This is a genomic window from Roseomonas sp. TF40 (assembly GCF_057219975.1).
Genome location: NZ_JBXVVR010000012.1, coordinates 1 through 25137, shown reverse-complemented (window position 1 = coordinate 25137; position 25137 = coordinate 1). Strand labels below are relative to the sequence as shown.

The following is a 25137-nucleotide window of genomic DNA, read 5'->3' as shown; positions in this document are numbered from 1 at the left end:
CAGCCACGCCGTGGTGCTGGAACGGCACCTGGAGGCCGCGCCCCCGGCCGACCTCGCGCTGTGGTCGCTGCGCGGCGTCACGGTGCTGGATCCGCGATTCACCGCGCGCCGCCAGGGCCAGGAACTGCAATTGCTGCTCGATGAGCGCATCATCGCCCGCGCCCCGCCCCCCCTCGCGGGGCGGGCGCCGCAGGAAGATGGCGGGGCCGCCATCGCCGCCACGCTCACCCGCCTCTACGAGGCCGCCTGGGGTGTCTCGACGGCCGTGCAGCGCGCCGGGGCGGAGCGGCTGATCGCCAATGGCTTCGACGAACTGTTCAACCACCTCGACCCCTATAGCCGCTACGTCACCGCCGCCGAGGCGCGCGAGTCGCGCGAACGCCGCGTCGGCCAGTCGAGTCTCGGCCTGCGCGTGGCGGCGCGCGGGCCGCACCTCGTCATGGTCTCCATCACCCGCGGCGGCCCGGCGGCGGCGGCGGGCATCCGCACGGGCGACCGGCTGGTGGAGGTGGACAACCAGCCGGTGGACGGCGCTGATCCCGGCCGCGCCGCGACGCTGCTGGAAGGGCCCGAGGAATCGGAGGTCACGCTCACCCTGCTGCGCGGCGGCCGCAGCCGGGAGGTGACGCTGCGGCGCGAGCTGGTGGTGCCCGAGACGGTGCAGGCCGACACGCGGGACAACATCCTCTGGGTGCGCGTCTCGGGCTTCTCCACCGTGACGGACCGGCGCCTTGCGCAGGTGCTGGTGGATGGCTTCGCCGGGCGCGCACCGCGCGGCGTGGTGCTGGACCTGCGCGGCAATCGCGGCGGGCTGCTGGGCAATGCCATCGCCGTCGCCGACGCCTTCCTCGCCGCGGGCGAGGTGGCGCGCACCGAGGGCCGGCACCCGGACGCGAATCGCAGCTACGAGGCCGGCGGGCAGGATCTGGCGCGTGGCCGGCCGGTGGTGGTGCTGGTCGATGGCCGCACCGCCTCGGCGGCCGAGATCGTGGCGGCCGGGCTGATGGAGCGCGGCCGCGCCGTGGTGGTGGGCAGTGCGACCACCGGCAAGGGGCTGATCCAGCTCGTGGCGCCCCTGCCGAACGAGGCCGAGCTGCTGGTCAGCTGGTCGCGCGTGCTCTCGCCCGCCGGCTGGCCGATCCAGGGGCTGGGCGTGCTGCCGGCGCTGTGCACCAGCCTGGGGCCGGAGGCGCTGTCCCGCGCCCTGGCCCAGCTCAGCCGTGGCGAGGCGCCGATGGGGGCGGCGCTGGCCCGCCAACGCGCGGCCCGCGCGCCGGTCCTGGCCAGCGAGGTCACCGCGCTCCGCGGCGCCTGCCCGCCCGCCGAGGGCCGCAGTGCGGACCTGACCGCCGCGCGGGCGCTGATCGACAACCCGACAAGCTATCGAACAGCGCTTGGCGGCTTGACCGCGACGCCGCCGTGACTATTGTGCGGCCCCTTGCCGGGCGCGCCTCATGGTGCGCCCGCGCCCCATTTCGCGCGCTGGAACCCTGAAGATGGCCAAGGCCAATACGATCCTGATCAAGCTGGTGAGCACGGCCGAGCCCTCGACCGGCTATTTCTACGTCACCAAGAAGAACACCCGGAACGCCACGGGCAAGCTCGAGCTGAAGAAGTACGACCCGGTGGCGCGCAAGCACGTGATTTTCCGCGAGTCGAAGATCAAGTAAGGCATCGCGGCGGGGTCATCCGCCGCGTCATGCAGGCCTGGAGCCGGCCGGACGCGCGCGTCCTGGCCGGCTTTTCGTTGTCGTCCCGGCGCCCGCCCCGTCAGCGATCAGGCGCCGCCGATCGGCATTCTTCCACATCAAGATCACCTAGGTATTTGAGAAAGCGCCGGAGGCTGACCGCGTTCACTTGAACGCAGCACGAGCTATTGCCGATCGGTGCGTGGCTTGGCGGGCTTGCCACGCTCGGCGTTGGGTGCCCAATCCTCACGCCGTGCGACCTCGACGCGGTTGCGACCATTGTTCTTCGCGCGATAGAGCGCCGTGTCCGCGGCCGCCACCACATCGTCGCTCTGCGCGCCGATACCGCCCGCCGCCACGCCGACGCTGGCGGTGATGTGCAAGGTCTTGCCGTCGGCCTGCACCGGCAGCGCCGCAATGGCGGCCCGCAGACGCTCAGCCACCAGGGCGCCGTCCTCGGCGGTGGCGGCAGTCATCACCACCAGGAACTCCTCCCCGCCATAGCGCGCCACCACATCGGCGGCGCGCAGGTGGCCGCGCACCCGATCCGCCACTTCCCGCAGCACGATGTCGCCGGCGGCATGGCCATGCGTGTCGTTCACCGCCTTGAAGCGATCGACATCCAGCAGCAGCACGGCCGCGCCGGCATTGCGCAGCACGCCCTCCAGGTGGCGCTTCGCGTAACGGCGGTTCCGCAACCCGGTCAGCGGGTCCGTCACCGCCATTTCGAGCGAGCGGTCGAGATCGGCGCGCAGCCTTTCCTGGTAGCGCTTGCGGCGGATCTGGTTGCGCACGCGCGCACGCAGTTCGTTGGGATCGACCGGGCGCAGCACATGGTCGTTGGCGCCGAGGTCGAAGCCGCGCAGCACCAGGCCCTTCTGGCCCGGATCCGCCACCAGCAGCACCGGCACGTCGCGCGTCACCGATTGCGCGCGCAGCCGCGAGGCGAGGCGCAGCGCATCCCCACCATCGAGCGAGAGGCTGAGCAGCACCACGTCGAACAGCCCGTCGGCCAGCAGGTCCCAGGCCTCGGTCGAGGAGTCGGAGACCGAGACATCGACGCCATCGGCGGCCAGGATGGCGGCAAGCTCGGTCGCCTCGCCGCCATTCTCGTTGATCACCAGGGCGCGCGCGCCCGCCACGCTGGGCGAGGGGCTGGGCGGGGGCTCGAAGCCCAGGTCGCGCGCGGTCTCGGCGCGCAGGCGCCAGGCATCCAGCACCTGCTTCATGCGCAGCAGGGCGCGCAGCCGGGCGAAGAGCGTCGCGTCGTCCACCGGCTTGGAGAGGAAGTCATCCGCCCCGGCCTCAAGCCCGCGCACGCGCTCGGCGGCGTCGGTGAGCGCGGTGATCATCACGACAGGGATATGGGCGGTGTTGGGCTGGGCCTTGAGACGGCGGCAGACCTCATAGCCGTCCATGCCCGGCATCATGACGTCGAGCAGCACGACATCAGGCATCCAGCGCTGCACGGTAGCGAGCGCCTCGGGGCCGGAGGCGGCGAGGGAGACCTCGTAATACTCGTGCAGGAGCTTCGCCTCGAGCAGGCGGAGATTGGCCGAGATGTCGTCGACGACGAGGACGCGGGCGGTCATGCGCCACCCCCCGCGTGGCGGGGGATTTGGCGAAAGCGCACGGCTTCGGCTACAACCAGATTCGAAGGTGACATGCACATTGTCATCAATTTGTCAAGGAACAAATTATGTCGGATTTCGCCGCCGATTCGATCGGTCCGCAAAGACAGGTCGCCAACGCCGGACTTTTCTTTCGCCGGTGGCTCGCCAACCCGCTGCAGATGGGCTCCATCATCCCCTCCTCGCCCAGCCTTTGCCGCCGGATCGCGGCCCTGGTCAGCCATGCGGAGGACGAGGTCGTCGTGGAACTGGGCGCCGGGACCGGTGTGATCTCCCGCGCCCTGCTCGCCGCCGGCGTGCCGCCCGAACGACTGGTGGTGGTGGAGATCGTTCCCGACATGGCCGAGCATCTGCGCCGCGTCCTGCCAGGCGTGAACGTCATCCAGGGTGACGCCTTCGAACTGGCGCGCGACCTGCCCGAGCGGCTGCACGGCAAGGTCGGCACCGCGATCTGCGGCATCCCGCTGGTCATGCTGCCGCTGGAACAGCAGCGCCGCTTCGTCGAGGCTGTCGAGGCCGTGGCACCCGGACGTGGCTTCCTGCTCTACAGCTACTGCATCACCTCGCCCTTGCCGCACCGGACGCTGGGACTGCAGGCAAAGCGCGAGGCCTGGACGCCGCGCAACTTCCCGCCGGCCAGTGTCTGGCGCTACACCCCCGCCCGCTGACATCGCCTTCAACCGCAAGTCCCTGTCCATCCGTGTCGCACCACCCGGACCCGTCCCGATCTGTGACGTCGCGAGTCTAGCATGTGGGCTGCACGCTTCGCGCGTGGCCGCCCACCCATTTGCAAAGAAATTCTCGCGTGGGCGCGATCGGGTTTCAAGATCAGGCACTTGCCAGCACACTCTCCCGCCCCTCGGGGCCGCGCAGCCGCGCGATAAGCCGGGCATGGGGGCTCGGCTTCACCCGCACCGCCTCCTCCAGCCCGCGCTGCGCCAGCGCTGCGCGCAGCACGCCGGGGTCGGGGTGTTCGGCTTCCAGCGCCAGCAGGCGGCAGCCGGAATCCGGCAGGCGCGGCGCCGCGCCCTTGCCGTCATCCCACTGGATCAGGGACGGGATCAGGTTCTGCATATCCTGGCGCTGCGGCGGCATCGCCATGCGCCAGGACAGCGCGCCGCGCGACCAGGGCCTGATCTCCCCCGCATGGCTGCTGCCGAGGCGCGCGACCACCGCCTCCAGTGCCAGGGTGCGGGCCACCCAGGCGATCAGCCGCGGCCCGGCTTCCAGCATCATCGCGAGCCCGGGATCATCCAGGTCGAAGGGCCGGGGATGGGCGGGGGTGGGCTGGGCGGGATCGGCGGCGATGACCTCGAGATAGCAATCGGGGCCGAGGCCGAGCAGCATGTTGTGCGTGCCGATGCCCTGGTGCTGCCCGCCCGGCTGCGGCGCGACGCCCAGATGCGACTCGATGAAGGCCGCCCCCTCCGCCAGGGTGCGGGCGCCGATCACGATATGGTCGATCTCCGCCATCTCAGTCCTCCTGATGTGCGAGCATCGCCCCCGCCGGGGGTGGCGGCAAGCCTCCCTGCCGTGGCACACGGCTGTCGCAGAGGCGCATGGGAAGCTTTGCGATGAACGACCTGACCCCGGCGATGATGGCGCTCGACGACGAGGCCTGGCTCAAGCTGCTGATGCGCAGCATCGAGACGCGCGAGATCGATGGCGTGCGCTTCCCTGGCTTCCCACAAGGGGATGTGCAGCGCCGCTATGTCGGCACCGACTATGCCGACACGCTGAAGGAGGCCTCGCGCTTCCACGCGCTGGTGAAGGCGCGCGCCCATGCGCTGGGCATCGCCCTGACGCGCGGGCACAAGCTGCTGGATTTCGGCTGCGGCTGGGGCCGCTTCATGCGCTATTTCTGGCGCGATGTCGGCGCGCGCGGCCTGTTCGGCGCCGATGTGGGCGAGGAGGCGGTGGAACTCTGCCGTGCGCTCGGCGTGCCGGGCACGGTGGACCGGCTCTACCAGAATGGCCGCCTGCCCTATGCCGATGCGACGATGGATGTGGTCATCGCCTATTCTGTCTTCACGCATCTGCCCGAGAAGCCGCATCTGCACTGGCTGGCGGAGATCGCGCGAGTGCTGCGCCCGGGCGGGGTCTTCGCGCTCACGCTCGAGCCGCGGCGCTTCCTGGACCATGTGGCGTCCATCCCGCCCGACACGCAGGATGGCTGGGCGAAGCAGTTGCTGCCCTTCGCGCCGCAGGTGCCGGAGTTGAAGCGGCGCTTCGACAATGGCGAGATCGCCTTCCTGCCGACCGGCGTGTCGGGTGATTTCGCGTCCGAATTCTATGGCGATGCCGCCGTGCCGCTCGGCTATGTCGAGCGGCACTGGTCGGAATGGTTCACCGTCCGCGAATACGTCGATGACCCGACGCGCTTCTTCCAGGCGGTGCTGGTGGTGCAAAGAAAGTAGGGGCGCCGCGCGCGCCCCACTTTCCTCAATTCCCGCCGAGGTAGTCCAGCGCCACCTGCACGCCGCCCGCCTTGTGCGGGATGCCCGCCGCGCGCAGCCCCATCTCCACGCCGCCCAGCGCGCCGACCAGCTGCAATTCGCTGATGTCGCCCAGATGGCCGATGCGGAAGACGCGGTCGTTCAGCTGGCCGAGGCCATTGCCGAGGCTCATGTTGAACTTCTCGAGGATGGTGGCGCGCAGCGCATTGGCGCTGTGGCCCTCCGGCAGGCGCACCGCGGTGAGCACCGAGGAGAAATGCCGCGGGTCCTGGCACTGCGTCTCGAAGCCCCAATGCCGCACGGCGCGGCGCGTCGCCTCGGCCACCTTGTCGTGGCGCGCGAAGACGTTCTCGAGCCCCTCCTCCAGCAGCATGTCGAGCGCGGTGTCGAGCGCATAGAGCATGTTGGTCGCCGGCGTGTAGGGGAAGTAGCCGGTGGCGTTGGCGGCGAGCATCGGCTTCCAGTCCCAGAAGCTGCGCGTGAGCTTCGCCGTCTCGGAAGCCTTGATCGCCTTGGCGCTGATCGCGTTGAAGGACAGGCCGGGCGGGAGCATCAGCCCCTTCTGGCTGCCCGAGACGGTGACATCCACGCCCCACTCGTCATGCCGGTAATCCATCGAGCCGAGCGAGCTGATCGTGTCCACCAGCAGCAGCGCGGGGTGGCCCGCCGCATCCATCGCCGCGCGCACCTCATCGATGCGCGAGGTCGCACCCGTGCTCGTCTCATTGTGCACGACGCAAACGGCCTTGATGGCATGGCCCTTGTCGGCGCGCAGGCGCTCGGCGATGGCCTCGACATCGGCGCCGCGGCGCCAATCGGTCTTGATGAAATCCGCGACGATGCCGAGCCGCTCGGCCATCTCGTTCCACAGATGCGCGAACCAGCCGGTCTCGCACATCAGCACGCGGTCGCCGGGCGAGAGCGTGTTGACCAGGGCGGCCTCCCAGGCGCCGGTGCCCGAGGCCGGGTAGATCACCACATGGCTCTCGGTCTTGAACACCTTCCGCACCTTGGCCAGAAGCTGCTTGCCCATGAGGCCGAAATCGGGGCCGCGATGGTCCATGGTCGGGTTGTCCATGGCGCGCAGCACGCGATCCGGCACGTTGGACGGGCCCGGGATATGCAGGAAGTGGCGGCGCGCATTCGGCTTGGACTGGAAATAGGCCATGGGGGTTCCCTCTCGATGGGGCCTACCTACCCTTGGACAATGCCATCTGCCAATGAGTAAGGCTTGTTGGATTGATGAGCATTATAGATCGGATTTTCCGGCCCGGCTGGGCTAAAGCCGGGACGATGAGAGGGACCGCCACCGCATGAACGCCATCGCCGGCCAGCACAAGCTTACCGACAGCCTGCTCGGGCAGCGCCTGCGCCGCCATGTCGAGGGTGAGGTGCTGTTCTCCGCGGGCGATCGCGGCCGCTATGCCACCGATGCCTCGATCTACCAGATGCAGCCCGTCGGCGTGATCGTGCCGAAGAGCGTGGATGACGTCGCCGCCGCCATGGCGATCTGCCGCGAGGAAGGGGTGGCCGTGCTGCCGCGCGGCGGCGGCACCAGCCAATGCGGGCAGACGGTGAACCACGCGCTGGTCATCGACTGCACCAAGCATCTGCGCCGCGTGCTGAGCATCGAGGGCGACACGGCGCGGGTCGAGCCCGGCATCACCCTGGGCGCGCTCAACGAAGCGCTGAAGCCCTCAGGCAAGTTCTATCCGGTGGATCCTTCGACCTGGCAGCGCTGCACCATCGGCGGCATGGCGGCGAACAATTCCTGCGGGTCCAAATCCATCCGCTACGGGCTGATGGCCGACAATGTGCGCGCCATCGATGCGCTGCTGGCCGATGGCTCGCGCCACTGGTTCGGCGAGGGCACGCCCAACACCGACCTCGTCGAGCGCCTGCATGCGCTGGGCGCGGCCGAGGCCGCCGAGATCGCCGCGCGCTTCCCCGCGCAGCTGCGCCGCGTGGGCGGCTACAACCTCGATGCGCTGACACCCGATGCGCGGGCGAATGGCCGTGGGAACCTCGCGCGGCTGCTGGTGGGCAGCGAGGGCACGCTCGCCTTCTCCGCCGCGCTCGACCTGAAGCTGTGGCCGATCAAGCCGCGCAAGGTGCTGGGCATCTGCCAGTTCCCGAGCTTCCGGCGTGCGATGGAGGCCTCGCAGCATCTGGTCACGCTGAATCCGGAAGCGGTGGAGCTGGTCGATCGCACCATGATCGATCTCGGCCGCTCCATCCCGATCTATCGCGCCACCATCGATCGCATCCTGATCGGCGAGCCGGACAGCCTGCTGATCGTGGAGTTCCACGGGCAGGACGACGCCACGCTGCTGCAGGGCCTGGAACGCCTCGAGGAGATGATGGGCGATCTCGGCCTGCCCGGGCAGGTGGTGCGCGTGACCGACCCTGGCTTCCAGGCCCAGGTGGCCGAGGTGCGAGAGGCCGGGCTCAACATCATGATGAGCATGAAGGGTGACGGGAAGCCGGTGAGCTTCATCGAGGACGCCGCCGTGGCGCTCGAGGATCTCGCCGACTACACCGAGCGCCTGAACGACGTCTTCGACAGATACGGCACCAAGGGCACCTGGTACGCCCATGCCTCGGTCGGCTGCCTGCATGTGCGGCCCGTGCTGAACATGAAGTCGGGCGAGGACGTGACGAAGATGCGCGCCATCGCGGAGGAATGCTTCGCCCTGGTGCGCGAGTACAAGGGCAGCCATTCGGGCGAGCATGGCGATGGCATCGTCCGCTCGGAGTTCCACGAACCCATGTTCGGCGCGCGCATCGTGCGCGCCTTCGAGCAGGTGAAGGCCGCATTCGACCCGCCGAGCGCCGCCCTGCCCTTCGGCCTGCTCAACCCGAACCGCATCGTCCATCCGCCGCGCATGGATGACCGCGCGCTGCTGCGCTACCACGAAGGCTACGCGGCCGATCCGGCCATCACCCCGGCCCTCGACTGGTCCGCCTGGCCCGGCCCGCAAGGCGGGCTGCTGGGCGCGGTCGAGATGTGCAACAACAACGGCACCTGCCGGAAATTCGATGCCGGCGCCATGTGCCCCTCCTACCGCGCCACGCGCGACGAACGGCACCTGACGCGCGGGCGCGCCAATACGCTGCGGCTCGCGCTCACCGGGCAATTGGGGCCCGAGGGGCTGGCCTCGGACGATGTGGCGGCGGCGATGGAGCTCTGCGTCGGCTGCAAGGCCTGCAAGCGCGAATGCCCCACCGGCGTCGACATGGCGCGCATGAAGATCGAGGCCGCGCATGCGCGCGGGCAGGCGCGCGGCTTCGCGCTGTCCGAGCGCCTGATCGCCACCATGCCGCGCTGGGCGCCCTTCGCCGCGATGCTGGCGCCCCTGACCAATGCGCGGGAATACATCCCCGGCCTGCCGAAGCTGGTGGAGCGCCTGCTGGGCTTCGCCGCCGCCCGCCCACTGCCGCGCTTCCGGCGCGACGCCTTCCATGACTGGGAGCTGCGCGAGCCCGATGGCCGGCCCGGCGAGGTCATCCTGCTGCCCGACCTCTTCAACCGCTATTTCGAGCCGGCGAATCTGCGCGCCGCCATCCGCGTGCTGCGCGCCGCCGGCGCCGATCCCGCCGTGGCGCGCCCGCCGCGCGGCACGCGCCCGCTCGACGATGGGCGCACCTATCTCGCCGCCGGCATGGTCGCGCAGGCGCGTGCCGAGGCCGCGCGCACCATCGAAGCCCTGTCGCGCTGGGACAGCCCGGTGCTCGGGCTCGAGCCCTCCTGCCTCTTCACGCTGAAGGACGAGTTCCTGGCGCTGCAGCCGGGCGCGGCGGCCGAGAAGCTGGCCGCGCGCGCCATGCTCGTCACCGAATGGCTGGTCGCCAGCAAGGCGAAGCTCGCCTTCAAGGAGATGCCGGGCGAGGCGCATATCCACGGGCATTGCCACCAGAAAGCCTTCAACGCCTTCACGCCCTCGGTCGCGCTGCTCGCCGGGATACCGGGGCTGAAGGTGGTGCCGATCAATTCCTCCTGCTGCGGCATGGCCGGCGCCTTCGGCTATGAGGCGCAGAAGCTGCCGGCCTCGGTGGCGATGGCGGAACTCTCCCTGCTGCCGCATCTGCGGCGCGTGGCCCCCGCGCATTTCGTGGTCGCGGACGGCACCTCCTGCCGCCACCAGATCGGCGACCTCGCGCGGCGCGAGGCGACCCATACGGTCCGAATCCTCGAAAGGGCCCTCGCATGAGCGATGCCGACGACATCCTGGCCTTCTGGTTCGCCGTGGGGCCGGAGACCTTCCGCAAGGCCTGGTTCACCAAGGACGCCGCCTTCGACGCCGAGATCGCCGCGCGCTTCGGCGCGCTGGTCGCCCCGGCCCGGGAGGGCAGGCTCGATGCCTGGGCCGCGACGGCCGAGGGCGCGCTGGCGCTGCTGATCCTGCTCGACCAGTTCCCGCGCAACCTCTTCCGCGGCGCGGCCGAGGCCTTCGCCAGCGATGCCCATGCGCGCGCCATCGCCCGGCAGGCCGTGCTGCGCGACGGCTTCGACCGCGCCCTGGCACCGGCGGCGCGGATCTTCCTCTACCTCCCCTTCGAACACAGCGAGGCGATGGCCGACCAGGACCTCTCCGTCGCGCTCTTCGAGGGGCTGCGCGACATCCCCGCCATGGCCGCGCCGGGCGGCACCATCGACTACGCCTGGCGCCACCGCGTGGTGATCGCGCGCTTCGGCCGCTTCCCGCACCGCAATGCCGCGCTGGGCCGGGCCAGCACGCCGGCCGAGGAAGCCTGGCTCGCGGCGGGCGGGGGCTTCTGATTGGCTCTTTCCGCGCCGCCTGCCCTCGGGCATGTTGCAGCGCCTTTCTTGACCAGGAGTTGGCCCATGCGACTCGCGCCCGCCCGGAACGCCGGAACCACCGCCCTGATGGCGGCGGCGCTTGTCACCGGGATGGCCGGCTCCGGCGCAGCGCAGATCCCGACCGGGATGTATCTCTCGGCCGGTATCGGGGCGAATTTCGTCAATGATTCCTCCGTCGAGCCGCGCGGCAACCTGCGCGGCGGCGCTGCCGGCAGTGGCACCTTGGGCGGGGGCACGCTCAGCCTGAACAACCAGGCCATGGGCCTGCTCGCGCTCGGCTACGGCTTCGGCAACGGGGTCCGCGTGGAGCTGGAGACCAGCCTGCGCGGCAACCAGGTGGATGGCGCCTCGGGCTTCCCCGGCCTCAACCCGATCACCGGCCGGCAGGGCCAGTTGTGGAACCTCGGGCTGATGGGCAATGCGCTGCTCGAGCTCAATGTCGGCAGCCCCTATGTGCAGCCCTATGTCGGCTTCGGCCTCGGCTATGCCTGGACCGAGCTGAAGGACATGCGCGTGGTCGGCAACGGCCAGCGGCTGGAGGGCGACGGCACGGACGGCAATTTCGCCTACCAGTTCATTGCCGGCGCGGCCTTCCCCATCGCCGCGGTGCCCGGGCTCGCGGCCACGCTGGAATACCGTTACTTCGCCACGCTGGATCCCGACATCAGCGGGCGGATCGTGGCCACGGGGCCGAACACGGCGCAGAGCGGGCGGATGGACATCTCGAACCAGCACCACTCCGTGCTGGTCGGCCTGCGCTATGCGCTCGGCGCGCAGCCCGCGCCGGTGCCGCCGATGGTGGTGCCGCCGATGATGTCGCCCCCCGTCGCCGCCGCCCCCGCGCCGACGCGCAGCTTCATCGTCTTCTTCGACAACAACAGCTACGCGCTGAGTGCGCGCGCCCGCGCCATCGTGGCCGAGGCCGCGCAGGCCGCGCGCGGCGGCGGCACCACGCGCATCGAGGTCACCGGCCATACCGACCGGCGCGGCAGCGTGGCGGTGAACCAGCGCCTGTCGGTCCGCCGGGCCGAGATCGTCGCCGCCGAGCTTCGTCGCCTGGGCATCCGCCGCGACGAGATCGTCACCCGTGGCGCCGGTGAGAGCGAGCCCCTGGTCCCCACCGCCGACCAGGTGCGCGAGCCGCAGAACCGCCGCGTCGAGATCGTGCTCCGGTAGCAGCCGCCGTGGCGTCCTGCCGGGCGCCGCTTCGCTCCCCCTTCCCCATACATCTTTGTGCAACCGCGACGCGCCATGATGCGGCGATGTCAGCCCCCTCGAGCCGTCCCCTCGGCGACCGCGAACGTTTCGTCGCCTTTGCCTTCGCCGCCGCCGACCTGCTGGTGGAGCTGGATGAGCGCGGCGCGATCAGCTTTGCCGCCGGCGCCTTTCGCGCCCGGCTGGGCCGCAGCCCGGAGAGCCTGATCGGGCGCCAGCCCACCGAACTGCTCGCGCCCGAGGATCGCGCCGCCTTCGCAACCACCCTCGCGCTGATGCCGGCGCAAGGTCGCCTCGCCCCCACCGCCTTCCGCCTCGCCGATCCCGCACGTACGGCCTTCTCCGTCTCGGGCCTTCGTCTGCTCGCGGCGGGCGAAGCCACGCGGCTCTGCCTCGCCTTCGCCCCCCTGCCCGCGCCCCCCGACCCGCGCCCCGCAACCGCCGAGACCCTGCTGCGGGAGGCCGAGCAGCGCCTTCGCCAGGGCGAGGCGGCCAGCCTTTCCCTGATCGAGATTCCAGGGCTGAACGCGTCCGCCACCGCCCGGATCGGTGGGCTGCTGAGTACCGAGGGTGGCGGCGGCACCCTGGCTGCCTGCCTCGCGCCCGGGCGCTTCGGCCTGCTGCGCGATCCCGATGCTGACGCGCCTGACCTTGCCGGCCTCGCCGCCCGGCTCGAAGCCGCGCTGGCGCAGGAGGCGCCTGGGGTCAGCATCGCCGCCACGGCGGTGCCCCTCGATGGCGCGGGACTCACCCCCGCCCAGGCGGCCCGCGCGCTGCGGCACGGTCTTTCCGCCTATGCACGGCTGGGCGCGGCCGGGCTGCGCGATGCGGGCTTCGACCAGGGGCTGGGCGGCGTGGTTGCGCAGGTCACCGCCCGCGCCGCCGCCTTCCGCCGCGCCATCGCCGAGCGCAGCTTTCGGCTTGAGTTCCAGCCCATCGTGGATCTCGTGACGCGCGAGACGCATCACTATGAAGCCCTGCTGCGCCCCGATCCCGGCGTCCTGACCCAGGGCGAGGGTCCACAGGATTTCGTGGCGCTGGTGGAAACCATCGGCCTGACCGAGGAACTTGACCTCGCCGTGGCAGCACTGGCGCTGGCCTCTACCGCGGCGGTCCCGTCGGGACGACACATCGCCTTCAACATCTCGGGCCTCTCGGCGCAGAGCCTGAGCTTCCGCCCGCGCCTGCTCGCCGCCCTTGATCATGACCGGCGCGCCGCGGCGCGCATCATGGTCGAACTGACCGAGAGCGCGGAGATCGAGGAGGAAGAGGCGGCGGCGGAGACGCTGCGCCAGCTGCGTGGCCGCGGCGTGCCGGTCTGCATCGATGATTTCGGCGCCGGTGCGGCGGCCTTCCGGTACCTCAAGGCCTTCCCGACGGATTATGTGAAGGTCGATGGCAGCTTCGTGCTCGCCGCCATGACCTCTGAACGGGATCGCAGCTTCGTCGCCGCCATGGTCGATCTCTCCCTGGCCGTGGGGGCCAAGGTGGTGGCCGAGCGGGTGGAGAATGAGGAAGCGGCGCAGGCCATGCAGGCACTCGGCGTGCATTACGGCCAGGGCTGGTATTTTGGGCGGCCGGGGCCGCTCTAGCTTGACGCATCGCCGCCGCACCGACATGGCTCGGGGGTGCGCCATGCCCTCCTCCTGACCCTGCTGGCCCTGCTGGCCCTGCCCGCCCCGACGAACGCGCAATCGGGCTTCGTGCTACCGGTGGAGGCCGCCTGCATCTCCTCGCCCTTCGGGCCGCGCAGCGGGGCGGGGCCGCGCGCCTCCGGCTTCCACACGGGCATCGACCTGCCCGCCCCGGCCGGGGCCTGGGTGCGCGCCGCCGCGGCCGGCGATGTGGTGGCGATCCGAAGGCGCGGCGCGGCCGGGCTGGAGGTCGAGCTGCGCCATGCCGATGGGCGCGCCACGCGCTATGCGCATCTGGGCACCGTCGCCCCCGCCCTTGCCAATGGCCGCCGCCGCGTGGCGCAGGGTGAGCCGATCGGGCGCATCGGGCGGACCGGCATCACCTATGGCACGCATCTGCATTTCGAGTTGGTGGTGGGCGGCGAGCGCGTGGATGCCGCGCCGCTCTTCAACCTGCCGCCCTGCCGTCAGCTGCCGTAGCCAGAGATTTTTGTCAGAGGCCGTATCCGGCCTGGCGCGGCAGCCAGAGCGCGATCCCGGGGAAGGCGATCAGCAGCCCCGTGCCGAAGGCGAGCATCAGCATGTAGGGGATGATGCTGCGGTTCACCTCGGCCAGGGGCGCGCCGGTGATCGCCTTGATGACCACGAGGTTCAGCGCCACGGGGGGCGAGATCAGCGCCATTTCCAGGCTCAGCGTCAGCAGGATGCCGTACCAGACCTTGTCGATGCCAAGCGTGCCCAGCAGGGGCAGGATGGCCGGCATGGTCAGCAGGATGATGGAGAAGCTCTCCAGCACCAGGCCCAGGACGAACAGCAGCACCATCATCGCGATCAGGAAGCCGGTGCGGCTGAGGCCGAGATCCGCGACGAGCTGTGTCAATTCCTGCGGGATTCGCAGCTTGGTCAGCATGAAGCCGTAGATGGCCGCGCCTGCGATGATCATCAGCAGCATGGCGGAGGTGCGCGTGGCTTCCTCCACCCCCTGCACGAGGTCGCGCCAGGACAGCGTGCGGTAGATCAGCCCGGCGATGAGCAGCGCATAGAGCGTGCCCGTGCCGGCGGCCTCGGTGGCGGTGAAGACGCCCATGTAGATGCCGCCAAGGACGAAGATCGGCAGGCTGAGCGACCAGCCCGCGCGCGCGACGGCCAGATGCGCGGCCTCGGGCGGGGGCTCGTCCTTCGGCACCACGGCGCGGCCCTCGGTGATGTAGCAATAGGCCGCGAACATCGCCGCCATCATCAGCCCGGGGATCAGCCCGGCGAGGAAGAGCGCCGCCACCGAGGTCTCGGTGACATAGGCGTAGAGCACCATGGGCGCCGAGGGCGGGATCAGGATGCCCAGCGTGCCGCCCCCCGCCACCACGCCGAAGGCGCCCTTGCGGGACATGCCGTAGCGCAGCATCTGCGGGATGGCGATCTTGCCGATGGTGAGCGCCGTGGCGACGGAAGAGCCACTGATCGCGGCAAAGACCGTGCAGGCCGCGACGGTGGCGATGCCCACGCCGCCGCGCACCCCGCGCAGCAGGGCGAAGGCGGCGTTGTAGAGGTCATCCACCACGCGGCCGCGCACCATGACATGCGCCATCAGCATGAAGAGCGGGATGGCGACCAGCAGATAGCCATCGAGCTTGCCGATCACCATCTCGCCCAGCGCCGGCACCGCGCCCTCGGTCCAATAGAGGACGCCGAGCGGCAGCAGGAACAGCGCCGCGAACATCGGCAGGCCGAGATAGAGCAGGCCGATCAGCACGATCAGCAGGATGGCGAAGGTCATGTCGCGCCTACTCTCCGCGCGCGAGCGTATCGCGCGGCAGGTCTTCCTCGCCGCTCGGCAGGTAGTCCGGCGTGCCGCCGGTCAGCAGCACCAGCGCCTGGCCGAGCCCGACCAGCAGCAGCAGCGACGCGCCGATCGGCAGCAGCGCCTGCACCCACCATTCGGGCACGCCGCCGAGTTCCGTCATCACGCCGATCATGCGGCTGAAGGCCACGGCCTCCAGCCCCGCCTGCAGCAGCACCGCCGCCACCGCCACCACCGAGAGCACGCCCAGCAGATGCGCGAGCCGCGCCAGGCGCGGGCCCAGCCGGCTGATCGCGACATCGACGCCGATATGCTCGAAGCGCCGCTGCGCCTCGGCGGCGGCGAGCATCACCAGCGCCAGCACCAGCCAGCCCGCCACCTTGTCCACCCAGGGCTGCGGCTGGCCGAGCAGGTAGCGCATCGCCACTCCATAGCCGACCAGCACCAGGCAGGTGACGGTGGCGAGCGAGCCCAGCGCCACCGCGAGGCGCGAGATCAACCCGATGAGGCGCGTGAGCAGCCTCACGCCGCCGGGATGCCGCGCAGCAGTTCCAGGATGCGGTTGCCACCCTCGGGCGCGATGCGCAGGAAGGCGTCGATCACCGGCTGCTGCATCGCCGCGCGCCAGGTGGCGGATTCCGCCGGCGTCTGCTCATGGATGGTCATGCCCTTGGCGCGCAGCTCGCCCACCGCGGCGGCGGCGGTCGCCTCGGTGATGTCCATCTGGTCGGCCTCCGCCTTGCGCGCGGCGGCGTCGAGCGCGGTGCGCAGCGGCGCGGCGAGCCCAGCATACCAGCGCGGGTTCACATAGACATGGCTGATCACCGAGAAATAGGGCGCCACGGTGCCGAAGCGCTGGATCTCGTAGAAGCGGCGCGAGACGGCGGCGGAGACGTCGGTCAGCCCGGCATCGAGCACGCCCGATTGCAGCGCCTGCGGCACCTCCGGCCCCGGCATGGCGGAAGGCGCCGCCCCCACCGCGCTCAGCGCATTGTCGGTCAGCGCATTGAGGCCGCGGATCTTGAGGCCGCGGAAATCCTCCAGCGCCACGATCGGGCGGCGGTTGGAGGTGAAGATGCTCTGCCGCGTGGTGTAGAGCCACATCAGGTTGCGCACGGCCCGGCGCTCGAGCAGCCCTTCCAGGTTCCTCGCCGCCTCGCTGCCGGGGAAGCGGCGGATGCGCGCGATGTCGGTGAACAGGTAGGGGATGGTCGGCGCATTCATCTCCGGCAGGGTGTTGCCCCACTGGAAATTCACCGCCGCCGCCGCCTCGAAGGCGCCACGCGCGACGGAGGGGAAGTTCTCGCCGGCGCGGGCGAGCTGCTCGGCCGGGAAGACCTGCACCACGAGCTGGCCGCTGGTCCGCGCAGACACATCGGCGGCGAAGGCCTCGATCACGCGGGCATTGTGGTGGCTGGGCGGAAACTGATGCGACAGGCGCATCGTCACGGGCGCCTGGGCGCGTGCGACGCCCGGCAGGGCGAGCGCGGCGGTACCGGCGGCGGCGGCGGTCAGCAGGGTGCGGCGTTGCATGGCTTATCTCTCCCGGGATTTGGCGCAGAGTTGCGGCAGGCGGGGCCGCGCGTCAACGCTGGCGCAGGAACACGAGGTCAGCATGATCGAGCGCGAGCAGCGCGTCGCGACTGAGCGGCGCGAGCCCGCCATCGGGCAGGATGCGCCCTGGCGCCAGGCCCTGGCCGAGCAGCCAATCGGCGAAGCCGGCCACATCGGCCCGGGCGGCCATCTGCACCGGCGACCATTCGGCCATCAGGACCAGCTCGGGCGAGCGCGCCAGCAGCGCCGCGGCGCCGCGCAGCGCCAGCGGCTCGGACCCCTCGGCATCGATCCGCAGCAATTCGATGGCGGACAGGTCGGCCAGTTCCTCATCGAGCGTCACGGCCGGGACGACGAGCCGCGCGGTGAAGTCGGCCCCGGTCTCGGCACCGGCGAGGTGGAAGGAACCGCAAAGGGTCGGATGCTCGGCGAAGCTTGCCGTTCCGGCGCGATCCAGCGCCGCTGCGGGATGCAGCGTGACCATCCCGGTGAGCCCGTTGATGGCCAGCGTTGCGGCCAGCAGGCCAGCGATGCGCGGATGCGCCTCGAAGGCATGCAGCCGGCCGGTGGGCCCGATGGCCTCGGCGATGACGAGGCTGTGATAGCCCATATTGGCGCCGATCTCGACCACGCGCTGGCCCGGGCGCAACAGCCGGCGCAGCGCGCGCTCCACCCCCGGCTCCCAGCTGCCGGTCAGGGCGATATGCGGCGTGATGCCGATGTCGTGGGCATCGAGGAAGATGCGCGCCCCGGCGGCGGTCAGCGCGAGCACGCGATCACCGAGCGGCACCACGCGCGCGGGCAGGGATTCGAGTTGCACCAGCGCCGCCTCCAGCGCCGTCAGCCGGGCATCGAGCCCACCCGCCCGGGCTTCCGGCACGATGGCGGCAATGGACGCGGCAAGCCGCGCCAGGGCCGGCCCGAACAGGGCAGAGTCACGCAGGCTGTGGGGGGTGGTCATGGCGGGAACCTCGGCCAGCGCCGGGGGGGATGGTGGGCGCAACAGGGATCGAACCTGTGACCCCTACCGTGTCAAGGTAGTGCTCTACCGCTGAGCTATGCGCCCGCCCGCGATGGACGCCGTGACTAGGCGTTTCGCCGGTGCCGCGCAAGAGGGGGGGGGCGCGCGGCCGATCGTCGGCTGGGGCGGTTCGGGGTGGCAAGCCGCGCGGCCCTGTGGCTTGATCGCCGGCCGATGGACCTCCCCTTGCCTGGCAATGCCGACCTGCCCGCGCCGCCCCCCTATGAGGTGCTGCCCGCGCGCGCGCCGCGGATTCCCCTGGTTTTCGCCTCGGGCCATAGCGGCGCGCATTACAGCGCGGACTTCCTGGCGGCGGCCCGGCTCGACCCGCTGGCGCTGCGGCGCAGCGAGGACAGTTTCGTGGATGAGCTTTTCGCCGCCGCCCCGGACCATGGCGCGCCGCTGCTGCGGGCCACCTTCCCGCGCGTCTTCTGCGACGCCAACCGCGAGCCCTGGGAACTCGACCCCGGCATGTTCGACGGGCCCCTGCCCTCCTGGGTCAATACGGCGAGCCCGCGCGTGGGGGCGGGCCTCGGCACCATCGCGCGGGTGGTGGCGAGTGGCGAGCCGGTCTATCGCCGCAAGCTCCCCTTTGCCGAGGCCGAGGCGCGGATCCGACAGTATTGGCAGCCCTACCATGCCGCCCTGGCCGAGCTGATCGCGCAGACGCGCGCGGTGGCGGGCGCCTGCCTGCTGCTGGATTGCCACTCCATGCCGGCGCATCCGGGCCATGGCGGCCAGCCGGCGGATTTCGTGCTGGGGGACGCGCATGGCACGGCCTGCGCGCCGCGCGCGACAAGGCTGGTGGAAGAGGCGCTGGGCGGCATGGGCTACCGCGTGCGGCGCAACGACCCCTATGCCGGCGGCTACGTCACGCGCCATTACGGCAGGCCGCGGGAGGGGGTGCACGCGCTGCAGATCGAGATCGCGCGCGGGCTCTACATGAATGAGGCCAAGGTGGAACGCGGGCCGGGCATGGCGACGCTCACCCGGGATCTGAACCGGCTGATGGCGACCCTGGCCCGGACGGACTGGAGCTTTCTTCGTTAGATCGCGTGATTCAGACCTCCGGTGCCTGCGCACCTCCGGTCATCACGCTCTAACCCCTTGGCTGCGCGCAAAAAAAGTGGCGGTGCCTTGCGGCACCGCCAAGTTAAGGGAGGAAACGTCCAAGAAAACAGACATGGCGGCGAGGCCGCCTTGCTGCGATGCACAAATTAGGGTGCCGGGCCGGCCGTCGCAAGCGTTTTTTTGCAGCGCAACATAGATATGCGCTCATCGCATAGCTGATCGGTTCAACCCGCGAATTCGGCGCGGATTGCGGCAGAATGCTCGCCCAGCGCGGGCACACTGCCATAGGAACGGGCAGGGCCGGAAAGCCGGGCGGGCGGGGCGGCGACCGCGACCGGGCCGTTGGGCGTTTCCACCGTCAGGCGCCGCAGCGCGGGGTGGCGCGCGAGGTCCGCCACCTCGTTCACGAAGCCATAGGCGATGCCCGCCTTGGAGAGCAGCGCCGCCGCCCCGTCGCGGCTGTGCCGGGCGAAAGCCAGGCCGATATGCGCATCCACCGCCGCGCGATTGGCCACGCGCTCATTGTTGCTGCGCCAGCCCTCGCGCGCGGGCAGGCCCGGCTCGCCGAGGAAGCCGGCGCAGAAGGCCGCCCATTCGCGCTCATTCTGGATCGAGATCAGCACCAGCGCGCCATCGGCACAGGCGAAGGCGCCATAGGGGCAGATCGAGGGATGCGCGAGGCCGACGCGCGACGGTGCCTTCCCCGTGCCCTCGAAATAGAGCAGCGGCACGTTCATCCAATCCGCCATGCCGTCGAAGAGCGACACGGCGATGCCGGTGCCTTGGCCCGTGATGGAACGCGCGATCAGCGCCTCCAGCACCGCCGCATGGGCGTTCATGCCGCAGGCGATGTCGGCGACCGAGACTCCGACGCGCCCCGGCCCCGCCGGATGGCCCGTGATGGCGGCCAGCCCGCTCTCGGCCTGCACGAGAAGGTCATAGGCCTTCATCGCGGCGTAATCGCCTTCCTCGCCATAGCCGGAGATGTCCACCGTGATCAGGCGCGGGTAGCGCGCGCGCAGATCGGCGGAGCCGAAGCCCGCGCGGCCCATCGCGCCGGGGGCGAGGTTCTGGATGAACACATCGGCCTTGCCGAGCAGGCGTTCCAGCAGCGCCTTGTCCTCGGGCGCCTTGATGTCGAGCGTCAGGCTCTCCTTGCCGCGGTTCAGCCAGACGAAATAGCTGCTCTGCCCCGCCGCCGCGCTGTCATAGCCGCGCGCGAAATCGCCCTCCGCGCGCTCGATCTTGATGACGCGCGCCCCCGCATCGGCGAGGCGCACGGAGCAGGTCGGCGCGGCCACCGCCTGCTCCATCGCGATGACGAGAAGCCCCGCCAGCGGGAAGCTGGCCGAGGGGGTCGCCGAGGGGCTGGAATGCGCAAGATCGGTCATGCCTGGGCCTCTTGCCTGGGGCGACCGCCTGGCCCACCTCGCCCGGCGTCAGGGGCTGAGAAGGGTCTGCGATGCCGAAGAGTTGGGAGGAGAAGTTCCGGGGCGCCAAGCCGGCGCATGTCGCCCTGCTGGCCAAGCCCTTCGCCGGCGTTCCGGCGGGCGGGCGGCTGTTCATCGCCTCCCCGCCCTTGCTCGAGGCGCGGCTGCACGCCATCCCGCCCGGCCGGACGCAGAGCGTCACCGAACTGCGCGAGGCGCTGGCGCGCGAGCATGACGCGGCGGCGACCTGCCCGACCTCCACCGCGATTTTCCTGCGGATCGTCGCCGAGCGCGCGCTGGCGCGGGCCGCGGCGGGCGAGGATCCCGCGCCCTTCTGGCGCGTCATCGCCCCTGGCTCGCCGCTGGCCCGCAAGCTCTCCTGCGGGCCGGACTTCATCCGCCACCGGCTTGCCCTGGAGGGGCATGGGCCGGCTCAATAGCTCCGCGGCATGCCGAGCACATGCTCGCCGAGATAGCTCAGGATCATGTTCGTGCTGATGGGCGCGACCTGGTACAGCCGCGTCTCGCGGAACTTGCGCTCGATGTCGTATTCCTCGGCGAAGCCGAAGCCGCCATGCGTGTTCACGCACGCCTCGCCGGCGGCCCAGCTCGCCTCGGCGGCGAGCATCTTGCCCATATTCGCTTCCTCGCCGCAGTTCTGCCCGGCCTCGAACTTCGCCAGGCCCTTCTGCACGATCGCCTCGGCGGCGCGCATCTGGGCATAGGCGCGCGCGATGGGGAATTGTACGCCCTGGTTCTGGCCGATGGGGCGGCCGAAGAGCACGCGCTCCTTCGCATAGGCGCTGGCCTTGGCGATGAACCACTTGGCGTCGCCGATGCACTCGGCCGCGATCAGCAGGCGCTCGGCATTCATGCCATCGAGGATGTAGCGGAAGCCCTTGCCCTCGACGCCGACGAGGTTCTCCGCCGGCACTTCCATGTTGTCGAAGAAGACCTCGCAGGAATTGTGGTTCATCATCGTGCGGATCGGGCGGATGGTCAGGCCCTTCGCGGTGCGCATGTCGACGATGAAGGTGGAGAGCCCCTCGGTCTTCTTCGCCACCTGGTCGCGCGGCGTGGTGCGCGCGAGCAGCAGCATCAGGTCCGAATGCTCGGCGCGCGAGGTCCAGATCTTCTGGCCGTTGACGATGTACTTGTCGCCCTCGCGCCGCGCCGTGGTGCGCAGCGCCGTGGTGTCGGTGCCCGAGGTCGGCTCGGTCACGCCGAAGGCCTGCAGGCGCAGCTTGCCCTCGGCGATGGCGGGAAGGTAGGCGGCCTTCTGCGCCGGCGAGCCATGCCGCAGGATGGTGCCCATGATGTACATCTGCGCGTGGCAGGCGGCGCCGTTGCATCCGCTCGCCTGGATCTCCTCCAGGATCGCCGCGGCACCGGAGAGCGGCAGGCCCGCACCGCCGAATTCCTCGGGGATCAGCGCGCCGAGATAGCCGCTCTCGGTCAGGGCGGTGACGAATTCTGTCGGGTAGCCGCGGCGGGCATCGAGCTCGCGCCAGTATTCGCCGGGGAAGCGCGCGCAGAGCTTGCGCACCTCCTCGCGGATTTCGGCGTGCGGATCGGCGGCGTTGTGGTGCATGTCCATCGGGCGTCTCCTGGCTGCGCCGGATTAGGGTGCGCCCGCCGCCCTGTCCAGGGTCGCAGCCCCGCCGCAGAAGCGCGTCAGCGCAGCGTCGGCAGCAGCGAAAGCACCAGCAGCACGGCCATGACGATGTTGAAGGCACGCAGCCGACCCGGCGCGCGCAGCAGATGCGCCGCCGCCGTGCCGATGCCCGCCCAGACGAACAGGCAGGGCATGGAGATGGCGACGAAGACGGCCGCGATCACCAGCACCTGCGGCAGCATCGCCTCCCCCGGCGTGGTGAAGGCCGGGATCACGGCCGCGGCGATCATCCAGGCCTTGGGGTTCACCCATTGGAACAGCGCCGCGCCGCGGAAGCCCAGCAGCGGGCGCGGCGTGCCCTCACCCGGCAGCGGGGCCGTGGCGATCTTCCAGGCGAGCACCAGCAGCCAGCCCAGCGCCACCCAGCGCAGGATGCCATGCAGCAGCGGGCTGGCCAGCAGTGGCCCGGCGAGACCGAGGCCCACCAGCACCAGCATCGCCCCGAAACCCACCGTGATACCCAGCATGTGCGGCAGCGTCGCCCGCCAGCCATGCCCCGCGGCCGAAGCCGCGACCATCAGCACATTCGGCCCCGGCGTGACCGAGGTGGCGATGGCGAAGCCCAGCAGCGGCAGCAGGTTTTCCATGCACCAATAATGTCAGCAATACTGACCTTGTCAACGCGCCCCAAGTTCCATCCGCGCCGCGATGTCGCGCACCACCGCGCCGTCGTGGCGGATCTCGACGAGGAAGGTTGCCACCTGCCCATCCTGCCGCCGCGCGCGGAAGCGGCAGAGCATCACCTCTTCCGGCAGGGTGCCCGGGCAGGTGAAGCCCATCCGGCCCAACTGGCTGACAAGCCCGCCGAGCGGCGCGGGCGCGCCATGCACGGCGAGCAGTTCGCGCTGCAGCGTGATCGGCCCCTGGCGCGGGCCGAGCTTCACATAGCGTTCCATCTGGAAGGGCGCGACGGGCGTGGTGCAGCCATGCGCGATGACCGTCAGCAGCAGGATCAGCAGCCCGGCGGCGACGATGGCCCGCAGCGCCGTGCGCTGCGGCCCGTCCTCCGGCAGGCGCAGCCGCGCCCGCAGGCGGGCGAGGCCGGCAAGGGGCAGTGCCTCAGGCACGATGCCGGGTGATGAGCCGGCCGGGCCGCTCGCCCGTAGCCCCGCCCTGCGCGCCATGGCCGTGGCGGAAGGTGGGCACGCCGTTCGTCCAGACCTCCTTGATGCCGATGGAGGGCAGCGTGGGGGTCTCGAAGGTGGCGGCGTCGATCACGCTCGCGGGGTCGAAGAGCACGAGGTCCGCATAGGCGCCCTCCCGCAGCACGCCGCGATCGACGATGCCATAGGCCTCCGCGCAGCGGCCGGTCATCTTGTGGATCGCGGTTTCCATGCTGAACAGGTTCAGCCCGCGCGCGTAATGGCCGAGCACGCGCGGGAAGGTGCCCCACAGCCGCGGATGCGGGTGCGCGTCATGCGGGATGCCGTCCGAGCCGATCATGGAGAGCGGATGCGCCATGATGCGCTGCACGTCGTCCTCATCCATCTGGAAGCTGATCTGCCCGGCCGGGGTCAGCTGCTGCGCCGCCGCGCGGATATCCGTGTTCCAGCCGCGCGCGATGTCGGAGAGATACTTGCCCGCCATCTCGGGATGCGGGACGGACCAGGTGATCATCACCGGCACGTCGTCGCGCAGGCGGTCGGGCATCAGCACGGTGGAGCCGGCCGGATAGGGATAGACGTCGTAGGCCACTTCCTGGCTGCGGGCATAGGCCTCGATCAGCGGCAGGGTCTGCACGCTGCGGCCGTAATTCTCCGGCAGCGAGCATTTGTGATGGCTGATCTGCACCGCCACGCCGGCCTTCTTGCCGATGCGCATCGTCTCCTCGATCGAGGCCAGCACGCGGTCCGCCTCGTCGCGCATATGCGTCGAGTAGAGCCCGTCATAGGGCTTCAGCGCCTCGGCGATGGCGATGACCTCCTCGGTCGTCGCATGCTTGTTCGGGTCGTAGTAGAGCCCGGTGGAGAAGCCCGACGCGCCCTCCGCCATCGCCTGCTTCACGCGGGCGTGCATGTGGTGGATCTCGCGGTCATTGGCCGGGCGCATCACGTCGCCTTCCATGGCCTCCACGCGCAGCGTCTGGTTGCCGACCAGCGCGTAGACATTGACCTCCGAGCCCTTGGAATTGATGGCGTGCGCGTAGTCGCCGAAATCGCCGAAGCGCCACCAGCCCTCCGCACCGATCAGGTCGAGCGGCGGGGGTGGGGCGGTCTTGAATCGCGCGGGGGCGAGCGAGACGCCGCAGCAGCCGCAGACCACGGTGGTGACACCCTGGCTTGTCTTGCAGGTGGTGCCGGCGGGGCCCATCAGCACCGCGCGGTCGTCATGCGTATGGGCGTCGATGAAGCCGGGCGCGAGCGCGCGGCCGGTGGCGATGATCTCGCGATCCGCGGTGGCGCCGCCGAGATCGCCGATCGCGGCGATCCGCTCGCCCTTCACGCCGAGATCGCCGACGCGGCGGGGCGCGCCGGTGCCGTCGAACAAGGTGGCGTCGCGGATGATGAGGTCGCAGCGCAGGGCCATGGCGTGTTCCGTCTCGGGCGTTCCGGCGCGCATCATGGCGCGCGGGGCGGCGTGGCGGAAGGGGCGCGGCCATGGCAGGCTCGGCGCATGCGCCTGCCGCTCCTCGCCCTGCTGCTTGCCCTGCCGGGTCCGGCCCTCGCCGCCGTGGCTTGCCCCGAGCGCCTGCCCGAGATCGCCCCCGCCGGCTTCGAGCGCGGCGGGCTCGGCGCGGGGCGTGGCGCCAATACGCCGCTGCGCGAGGTCTGGATCATCGACGGCGTGCCGGGCGACGAGGCGGCGGGCGCGCCCACCATCCTCGCCCCGGAGGAGCGGCGCGGCCGCCCGCCCCGCATCGTCAATGGCTGGGTGCTGCCGGGCAACGAACACCGGCTGCTCGTCTGCATCTATGGCGAGGGCGTGTGGCTGCGCCTGGCCTTGCCACCCGGCCTGCGCCGCTGCACCCAGACGGTCGGGCCGGAGCCGATGAGCCTGCGCTGCGAGTAGGGCCTAGAGCACTATCCGTCCTGTTGGACGGATCTCGTGCTCTATAACTCCCTGTTTCTAGGTGTTTAGTCCCGGCATTTGGTGGTGCGGATTTTGTGTGAAGCGGTCGGGCTGGTCTGCCCACGCCTTGCAG

At 70.7% G+C, this 25137-nt stretch carries 24 protein-coding genes and 1 tRNA gene; 12 read left to right on the top strand and 13 right to left on the bottom strand.

Annotated features, from left to right (window positions below):
• The first annotated feature begins 13 nt into the window (after nucleotides 1-13).
• Together AC2D9U_RS23270 and rpmG are read left to right on the top strand one after the other, a co-directional pair.
• The gene (locus AC2D9U_RS23270; RefSeq protein WP_484753742.1) at nucleotides 14-1423 is read left to right on the top strand and encodes a S41 family peptidase; all 1410 of its coding nucleotides are present in this window, start codon (nucleotides 14-16) and stop codon (nucleotides 1421-1423) included.
• Between the two features lie 73 nt (nucleotides 1424-1496).
• On the top strand, nucleotides 1497-1670 hold the full coding sequence (rpmG, locus tag AC2D9U_RS23265; RefSeq protein WP_484753740.1) for a 50S ribosomal protein L33: 174 nt from the start codon (nucleotides 1497-1499) through the stop codon (nucleotides 1668-1670).
• Between the two features lie 203 nt (nucleotides 1671-1873).
• On the opposite strand, the gene AC2D9U_RS23260 is transcribed toward rpmG, so the two are convergent.
• Nucleotides 1874-3280, bottom strand: a complete 1407-nt coding sequence (locus AC2D9U_RS23260) for a PleD family two-component system response regulator (RefSeq protein ID WP_484753738.1) — start codon at nucleotides 3278-3280, stop codon at nucleotides 1874-1876.
• A 107-nt stretch (nucleotides 3281-3387) separates the two neighbouring features.
• Here AC2D9U_RS23260 and AC2D9U_RS23255 point away from each other — a divergent pair, with 107 nt between their 5' ends.
• Nucleotides 3388-3987: a class I SAM-dependent methyltransferase gene (locus AC2D9U_RS23255; RefSeq protein ID WP_484753736.1), complete on the top strand. Its 600-nt coding sequence runs from the start codon at nucleotides 3388-3390 to the stop codon at nucleotides 3985-3987.
• Nucleotides 3988-4147: 160 nt separating this feature from the next.
• On the opposite strand, the gene AC2D9U_RS23250 is transcribed toward AC2D9U_RS23255, so the two are convergent.
• A complete protein-coding gene (locus AC2D9U_RS23250) occupies nucleotides 4148-4792 on the bottom strand; it encodes a VOC family protein (RefSeq protein ID WP_484753734.1) in 645 nt (214 codons plus the stop codon).
• A gap of 101 nt (nucleotides 4793-4893) precedes the next feature.
• Here AC2D9U_RS23250 and AC2D9U_RS23245 point away from each other — a divergent pair, with 101 nt between their 5' ends.
• Entirely contained in the window at nucleotides 4894-5736 is an 843-nt protein-coding gene (locus AC2D9U_RS23245) for a class I SAM-dependent methyltransferase (RefSeq protein ID WP_484753732.1), read from the top strand.
• 25 nt (nucleotides 5737-5761) lie between these two features.
• Here the strand turns inward: AC2D9U_RS23245 and AC2D9U_RS23240 are convergent, their stop codons facing one another.
• On the bottom strand, nucleotides 5762-6943 hold the full coding sequence (locus tag AC2D9U_RS23240) for a pyridoxal-phosphate-dependent aminotransferase family protein (RefSeq protein WP_484753730.1): 1182 nt from the start codon (nucleotides 6941-6943) through the stop codon (nucleotides 5762-5764).
• 145 nt (nucleotides 6944-7088) lie between these two features.
• Here AC2D9U_RS23240 and AC2D9U_RS23235 point away from each other — a divergent pair, with 145 nt between their 5' ends.
• From AC2D9U_RS23235 to AC2D9U_RS23215, 5 genes are all read left to right on the top strand, one after another.
• Complete coding sequence (locus AC2D9U_RS23235) at nucleotides 7089-9986, top strand: FAD-binding and (Fe-S)-binding domain-containing protein (protein ID WP_484753728.1); 2898 nt, start codon at nucleotides 7089-7091, stop codon at nucleotides 9984-9986.
• Nucleotides 9983-10555, top strand: coding sequence for a DUF924 family protein (locus tag AC2D9U_RS23230; RefSeq protein WP_484753726.1), 573 nt, complete (start codon nucleotides 9983-9985; stop codon nucleotides 10553-10555). Before AC2D9U_RS23235 ends, AC2D9U_RS23230 begins: the two co-directional genes overlap by 4 nt.
• 66 nt (nucleotides 10556-10621) lie before the next feature.
• Entirely contained in the window at nucleotides 10622-11773 is a 1152-nt protein-coding gene (locus tag AC2D9U_RS23225; protein ID WP_484753724.1) for an OmpA family protein, read from the top strand.
• A gap of 86 nt (nucleotides 11774-11859) precedes the next feature.
• Nucleotides 11860-13404, top strand: a complete 1545-nt coding sequence (locus tag AC2D9U_RS23220; RefSeq protein ID WP_484753722.1) for an EAL domain-containing protein — start codon at nucleotides 11860-11862, stop codon at nucleotides 13402-13404.
• Nucleotides 13405-13440: 36 nt separating this feature from the next.
• Complete coding sequence (locus tag AC2D9U_RS23215; RefSeq protein WP_484753720.1) at nucleotides 13441-13926, top strand: M23 family metallopeptidase; 486 nt, start codon at nucleotides 13441-13443, stop codon at nucleotides 13924-13926.
• A 13-nt stretch (nucleotides 13927-13939) separates the two neighbouring features.
• Here the strand turns inward: AC2D9U_RS23215 and AC2D9U_RS23210 are convergent, their stop codons facing one another.
• From AC2D9U_RS23210 to AC2D9U_RS23190, 5 genes are all read right to left on the bottom strand, one after another.
• Complete coding sequence (locus tag AC2D9U_RS23210; protein ID WP_484753718.1) at nucleotides 13940-15220, bottom strand: TRAP transporter large permease; 1281 nt, start codon at nucleotides 15218-15220, stop codon at nucleotides 13940-13942.
• Between the two features lie 7 nt (nucleotides 15221-15227).
• Nucleotides 15228-15770, bottom strand: a complete 543-nt coding sequence (locus AC2D9U_RS23205; protein ID WP_484753716.1) for a TRAP transporter small permease — start codon at nucleotides 15768-15770, stop codon at nucleotides 15228-15230.
• Nucleotides 15767-16777: a TRAP transporter substrate-binding protein DctP gene (gene dctP / locus AC2D9U_RS23200; protein WP_484753714.1), complete on the bottom strand. Its 1011-nt coding sequence runs from the start codon at nucleotides 16775-16777 to the stop codon at nucleotides 15767-15769. Before dctP ends, AC2D9U_RS23205 begins: the two co-directional genes overlap by 4 nt.
• A gap of 52 nt (nucleotides 16778-16829) precedes the next feature.
• Complete coding sequence (locus AC2D9U_RS23195) at nucleotides 16830-17759, bottom strand: FkbM family methyltransferase (RefSeq protein WP_484753712.1); 930 nt, start codon at nucleotides 17757-17759, stop codon at nucleotides 16830-16832.
• A gap of 30 nt (nucleotides 17760-17789) precedes the next feature.
• A tRNA-Val gene (locus tag AC2D9U_RS23190) sits at nucleotides 17790-17864 on the bottom strand.
• A 129-nt stretch (nucleotides 17865-17993) separates the two neighbouring features.
• On the opposite strand from AC2D9U_RS23190, the gene AC2D9U_RS23185 reads away from it, so the two are divergent.
• Complete coding sequence (locus tag AC2D9U_RS23185; RefSeq protein WP_484753710.1) at nucleotides 17994-18869, top strand: N-formylglutamate amidohydrolase; 876 nt, start codon at nucleotides 17994-17996, stop codon at nucleotides 18867-18869.
• 245 nt (nucleotides 18870-19114) lie between these two features.
• On the opposite strand, the gene AC2D9U_RS23180 is transcribed toward AC2D9U_RS23185, so the two are convergent.
• Entirely contained in the window at nucleotides 19115-20281 is a 1167-nt protein-coding gene (locus tag AC2D9U_RS23180; RefSeq protein ID WP_484753708.1) for a CaiB/BaiF CoA transferase family protein, read from the bottom strand.
• A 71-nt stretch (nucleotides 20282-20352) separates the two neighbouring features.
• On the opposite strand from AC2D9U_RS23180, the gene AC2D9U_RS23175 reads away from it, so the two are divergent.
• Complete coding sequence (locus AC2D9U_RS23175) at nucleotides 20353-20760, top strand: hypothetical protein (RefSeq protein ID WP_484753706.1); 408 nt, start codon at nucleotides 20353-20355, stop codon at nucleotides 20758-20760.
• Here AC2D9U_RS23175 and AC2D9U_RS23170 read toward each other — a convergent pair.
• The 4 genes from AC2D9U_RS23170 to AC2D9U_RS23155 form a co-directional block, all read right to left on the bottom strand.
• A complete protein-coding gene (locus tag AC2D9U_RS23170; protein ID WP_484753704.1) occupies nucleotides 20754-21917 on the bottom strand; it encodes an acyl-CoA dehydrogenase family protein in 1164 nt (387 codons plus the stop codon). The genes AC2D9U_RS23175 and AC2D9U_RS23170 overlap by 7 nt on opposite strands.
• Nucleotides 21918-21994: 77 nt before the next feature.
• Complete coding sequence (locus AC2D9U_RS23165; protein ID WP_484753702.1) at nucleotides 21995-22582, bottom strand: LysE family translocator; 588 nt, start codon at nucleotides 22580-22582, stop codon at nucleotides 21995-21997.
• Between the two features lie 30 nt (nucleotides 22583-22612).
• The gene (locus tag AC2D9U_RS23160) at nucleotides 22613-23062 is read right to left on the bottom strand and encodes a hypothetical protein (protein ID WP_484753699.1); all 450 of its coding nucleotides are present in this window, start codon (nucleotides 23060-23062) and stop codon (nucleotides 22613-22615) included.
• Nucleotides 23055-24557, bottom strand: coding sequence for an N-acyl-D-amino-acid deacylase family protein (locus AC2D9U_RS23155; protein WP_484753697.1), 1503 nt, complete (start codon nucleotides 24555-24557; stop codon nucleotides 23055-23057). Before AC2D9U_RS23155 ends, AC2D9U_RS23160 begins: the two co-directional genes overlap by 8 nt.
• A gap of 51 nt (nucleotides 24558-24608) precedes the next feature.
• Between AC2D9U_RS23155 and AC2D9U_RS23150 the strand changes: the two genes are divergently transcribed.
• The gene (locus AC2D9U_RS23150) at nucleotides 24609-25004 is read left to right on the top strand and encodes an STY0301 family protein (RefSeq protein ID WP_484753695.1); all 396 of its coding nucleotides are present in this window, start codon (nucleotides 24609-24611) and stop codon (nucleotides 25002-25004) included.
• Nucleotides 25005-25137 lie beyond the last annotated feature (133 nt).

Bases quoted from the DNA above. Each gene is read 5' to 3' on its own strand.
- rpmG (WP_484753740.1), top strand. From the start codon at position 1,497: ATGGCCAAGGCCAATACGATCCTGATCAAGCTGGTGAGCACGGCCGAG.
- AC2D9U_RS23260 (WP_484753738.1), bottom strand. From the start codon at position 3,280: ATGACCGCCCGCGTCCTCGTCGTCGACGACATCTCGGCCAATCTCCGC.
- AC2D9U_RS23255 (WP_484753736.1), top strand. From the start codon at position 3,388: ATGTCGGATTTCGCCGCCGATTCGATCGGTCCGCAAAGACAGGTCGCC.
- AC2D9U_RS23250 (WP_484753734.1), bottom strand. From the start codon at position 4,792: ATGGCGGAGATCGACCATATCGTGATCGGCGCCCGCACCCTGGCGGAG.
- AC2D9U_RS23245 (WP_484753732.1), top strand. From the start codon at position 4,894: ATGAACGACCTGACCCCGGCGATGATGGCGCTCGACGACGAGGCCTGG.
- AC2D9U_RS23240 (WP_484753730.1), bottom strand. From the start codon at position 6,943: ATGGCCTATTTCCAGTCCAAGCCGAATGCGCGCCGCCACTTCCTGCAT.
- AC2D9U_RS23235 (WP_484753728.1), top strand. From the start codon at position 7,089: ATGAACGCCATCGCCGGCCAGCACAAGCTTACCGACAGCCTGCTCGGG.
- AC2D9U_RS23230 (WP_484753726.1), top strand. From the start codon at position 9,983: ATGAGCGATGCCGACGACATCCTGGCCTTCTGGTTCGCCGTGGGGCCG.
- AC2D9U_RS23225 (WP_484753724.1), top strand. From the start codon at position 10,622: ATGCGACTCGCGCCCGCCCGGAACGCCGGAACCACCGCCCTGATGGCG.
- AC2D9U_RS23220 (WP_484753722.1), top strand. From the start codon at position 11,860: ATGTCAGCCCCCTCGAGCCGTCCCCTCGGCGACCGCGAACGTTTCGTC.
- AC2D9U_RS23210 (WP_484753718.1), bottom strand. From the start codon at position 15,220: ATGACCTTCGCCATCCTGCTGATCGTGCTGATCGGCCTGCTCTATCTC.
- dctP (WP_484753714.1), bottom strand. From the start codon at position 16,777: ATGCAACGCCGCACCCTGCTGACCGCCGCCGCCGCCGGTACCGCCGCG.
- AC2D9U_RS23195 (WP_484753712.1), bottom strand. From the start codon at position 17,759: ATGACCACCCCCCACAGCCTGCGTGACTCTGCCCTGTTCGGGCCGGCC.
- AC2D9U_RS23185 (WP_484753710.1), top strand. From the start codon at position 17,994: ATGGACCTCCCCTTGCCTGGCAATGCCGACCTGCCCGCGCCGCCCCCC.
- AC2D9U_RS23180 (WP_484753708.1), bottom strand. From the start codon at position 20,281: ATGACCGATCTTGCGCATTCCAGCCCCTCGGCGACCCCCTCGGCCAGC.
- AC2D9U_RS23175 (WP_484753706.1), top strand. From the start codon at position 20,353: ATGCCGAAGAGTTGGGAGGAGAAGTTCCGGGGCGCCAAGCCGGCGCAT.
- AC2D9U_RS23170 (WP_484753704.1), bottom strand. From the start codon at position 21,917: ATGGACATGCACCACAACGCCGCCGATCCGCACGCCGAAATCCGCGAG.
- AC2D9U_RS23165 (WP_484753702.1), bottom strand. From the start codon at position 22,582: ATGGAAAACCTGCTGCCGCTGCTGGGCTTCGCCATCGCCACCTCGGTC.
- AC2D9U_RS23155 (WP_484753697.1), bottom strand. From the start codon at position 24,557: ATGATGCGCGCCGGAACGCCCGAGACGGAACACGCCATGGCCCTGCGC.
- AC2D9U_RS23150 (WP_484753695.1), top strand. From the start codon at position 24,609: ATGCGCCTGCCGCTCCTCGCCCTGCTGCTTGCCCTGCCGGGTCCGGCC.